Source organism: Bacillus sp. JJ722 (assembly GCF_036963345.1).
GTDB lineage: Bacteria > Bacillota > Bacilli > Bacillales > DSM-1321 > Bacillus_AD.
The window spans coordinates 1-3,699 of the sequence record NZ_JBALMO010000100.1 but is presented as its reverse complement, the minus strand read 5'-3'; the positions used below and the strand labels follow the sequence as shown (position 1 = coordinate 3,699).

Genomic DNA, 3,699 nt, shown 5'->3' with positions numbered 1-3,699 from the left:
GAAAAGTATCAAGGTTTAGGCATTGGCAAAGAGCTTATAAACACAGCCATTGCTTTCTGTAAAGCCCAAAATTATCAGCATATTTTCCTATGGACAATCAGTATCTTAGAATCAGCTCGTCACCTATATCGAAAATTTAATTTTACAAAAACAGAAGAAAAGCCAAATGAAGAATGGGCAGTAACTAAATTAATTGAAGAACGATGGGATCTCAACCTTTTCAATAAAAAACAAAAGTAAAGAAATAGCTCAGGTAGAATATCCAATCTCAATGGCTGCATAGTTTGAAATTCTTAGGATTTGGATATTATTACGATTCTAAAAATAAGAGTTATCAAGTGAAACCACATCTAATCTCAGTACAGAAATTTCAAAGAAGGCTTCGAAAACTGACAAAACGAAACTGGGGTGTTTCGTTAGACTACCGAATATTGAAATTAAAACACAAGTTAAATTCGGATGGATAAATTACTTCAGGATCGTAAAAATGAAAAAAGCAACTGAACGACAATAAAAGTGCCTATTACCTGAGAAGCCCCCACTTCAAACAAGCCAGTAAGGGCTGTTAAGTGGTGGGTAGTACACTCAAGTTTAAGTTAGTCGATTCGCTTTCCGAAATTAAACAACTTTATTATCTCTGCACACTATAACAAAAGATAAGAATTTCAATATAACATTTTGTCATACTGAAAGGTATTCAGTAATTACAATATTTCGATATACCCTTCTGTTCCATGCACGCGGATTCGTTGCCCGTCTTTTATTAGTTTGGTAGCATGTTCTACACCGACAACTGCTGGTAAGCCATATTCACGTGCGATAACTGCCCCATGGGTCATCAGTCCGCCAACTTCGGTGACTAGACCTTTTATGGACACAAACATTGGTGTCCAGCCAGGGTCAGTAAAGGATGTAACTAATATATCTCCGTCTTCTAAATCTGCATCTTCCATGTTTAAGATTACACGTGCTCTTCCCTCTATAACTCCGGAAGAAACAGGCAGTCCTACAATCGCTTCGGCTGGGAGATTTTCTCGTTTGTACTCCCCTGTAATGATTTCACCATCAGACGTGATAACACGTGGTGGTGTTAGTTTTTCATATAATTTGTACTCGTCTTTTCGTTTGCTGATGATCTGGTAATCCAGTTTATTTGTACGGACAACTTCGTGTAGTTCTTCAAAAGTAAGATAGTATATATCTTCTTTTTCATGAATAACTCTGGCTTGTACGAGTTGTTCGGCTTCTTTTAGTAAAGCCTGCTTATAAACGAAGTAGCGATTAATCATGCCGTATTTTGGATATTCACGATAACCGATGAAATTCCGGATTAGGCTGATCATTCGTTTTGTCTCTTTGGCTTTTCTTTTACCGTCTGGTAATTGCTTCAATCGATCTAATAACTCTTGTTCTTTTTTCAAAGCTTCCTGTCGCCCTTGCTCAAATTTCCGATTGCCAGCTTTAGGCTCAAAGTCTTTGATATTGTTTAGAATTATTGGGACAAGTGTAGTTGGTTTTTCATTCCATCGAGTTTTAGTAATATCGATTTCTCCACTACATCGCATTCCGTATTTATTGAGATAAGCATAGATAGCGTCCCGGGTTTTTTGTCCACCTTCAAACTTAACCAGTTCATCCCAAAAGTTATCATCTTTTACATGTTGTAAATAATCAATTACTTCTGGATAAGGACGAATCACATCTGCGACATCCAATAATTCTAGACCCATTTCCGAAGTAATATTGTTTGGCACAGATTGAGAAAGCGTGTCTGCTACGTTTTTTTCGCCTAACCACTTCTCCATATTTTTATTGATCCATGATGAAGCATCCATAGCTGCCATGATAACACCCAAACTCTCTGGGTCAAATAGTATCTTCTTTAATTGCTTGATATCTTCTAGAATAAAATCAAATAAATCTGATCCTGATTTCGTTTGGATGTTTTGTTTTAACTCTTCTATCGATGTTTGACTACTCTTAATCAAATCAGAAACGATGGTCGGATCGTTTTCGATTTGTGCTTGAAAACCCGTAGACGACATACCTTTATTGCTTTTATTGGGACTCAGTTTTTTTTTATCTTTTGGAAACGATTTTATAAAATCTCCTCGCTCTATTATGGTCATAAGTGCGTCTTTGATGAGCGGATCGTATTGCCCTAGGGTATTCAATAAAATGTCTCTGCTAACAGGAGAAGACAGATTATGTGTGATATCAACAAACAATCTTCCACCAGCTTTACGCATGGGTGCAGGAGTCGTTAACAGGTAAAAAGACAATCCCAGCGGTTTCATGGCATCGGCCATCATTTGTTGATGACCGACAGATACGTACACGTGATTTTCTTGATCATTCGCTTCAGGGATCGGGTATAAAGTAGTGATTGGCCGACTCTGGACAATGTAAAATGCATCATCAACCAAACACCATTCGATATCTTGTGGGTAACCAAAATAAGCTTCAATCTGTCTTCCTATGCGTGCTAGTTGTAATATTTGTTGTTCAGTAAGTGTTTGCGTCTTTTGCTGATCAGGCTTGATCTGCTGTGTCTCTGTTCCACCTTCTTTTCGTGCATAGATAGCCAATTTTTTGGTTGCTATCATCTTATCAACGATTTCCCCTTCCTGTACTTTATAACAATCGGCAGATACCAAGCCAGAGACCAGTGCTTCTCCAAGTCCAAAACTGGCATCGATTGTTAGCAGTTTTCGGTTAGAAGTAATCGGATCAGCAGTAAATAAAACCCCTGAAGCCTGTGGGAAAACCATCCTTTGGACGATAACGGATAAATAAACTTGACTGTGGTCAAATCTGTTTTGCATTCGGTAGATTACCGCACGATCCGTAAATAGGGAAGCCCAACATTTGCTGATATGCTGCAAAATTGCTTCTTTTCCGATGATATTTAAATAGGTGTCTTGTTGACCAGCAAACGAGGCATGTGGTAAATCTTCAGCAGTAGCACTAGAGCGCACTGCATAAGCATGTTCATCTCCAAACTGGGAAAGATAGTGAGCAACTGCTTTCACAACATCCGAAGGAATTTCTACTCCCATAATGATTTGTCTAATTTTCTTGCTGATTTCACCAATTTGATCTCGATCTTCTATTTTTAGCATTGTTAGTTGATCTAACAATGCTTGAAATGTTTCGTTTTGTTCGATGGCTTTTTGATATCCTACTGTTGTAATACAAAATCCTTCTGGTACTTGTATTCCTTGAATTTTTGATAATTCTCCTAAATTTAACCCTTTTCCTCCAACGAGCAAAAGCTGTGTTTTTTCTATCTCCTGAAAACCGAGAACTAAAGAACTCATTCTACATCACTCCTAACCATCAATGTTCTAATGATTTTAGCAGTAGTAAATGAGAATAAAAAGTCTATATTAACCATTTTTTAAATGCTATAATTATATTAGGAAGAGTTCAAAAAAAAATAGCTAGACCTTACCATATAGTAATCTGATACCCCGGTTCATCCCCTTGAAAGCAGATCATATTCCTTTTAACCCCCTTTGAATATGTAAATTTAACTTTTTCCATTTGATCCGTTTGTTTTCCAAAAAATTCGCTCTGAGATCTACTCAGCAACACACTAATATTTGTAAATGTATATACTTTGTTCGATTATGTGGGATTGTAGATGATATAATAAAGTAATGAGACATTTACAAAGGATGGTGAATCAAATGAAAC

2 protein-coding genes are annotated in these 3,699 nt (G+C 37.0%); one reads left to right on the top strand and one right to left on the bottom strand.

Features of this window, described 5'->3' with window-relative positions:
* Positions 1–240: GNAT family N-acetyltransferase (locus V7014_RS13195; RefSeq protein ID WP_335507845.1), on the top strand; the 240-nt coding region annotated here is incomplete at its 5' end.
* Positions 241–704: 464 nt separating this feature from the next.
* On the opposite strand, the gene ppsA is transcribed toward V7014_RS13195, so the two are convergent.
* A complete protein-coding gene (gene ppsA / locus V7014_RS13190; protein WP_335507844.1) occupies positions 705–3,320 on the bottom strand; it encodes a phosphoenolpyruvate synthase in 2,616 nt (871 codons plus the stop codon).
* Between the last annotated feature and the right edge of the window lie 379 nt (positions 3,321–3,699).

Coding starts and splice junctions, on each gene's coding strand:
- ppsA (WP_335507844.1), bottom strand. CDS start 3,320: ATGAGTTCTTTAGTTCTCGGTTTTCAGGAGATAGAAAAAACACAGCTT.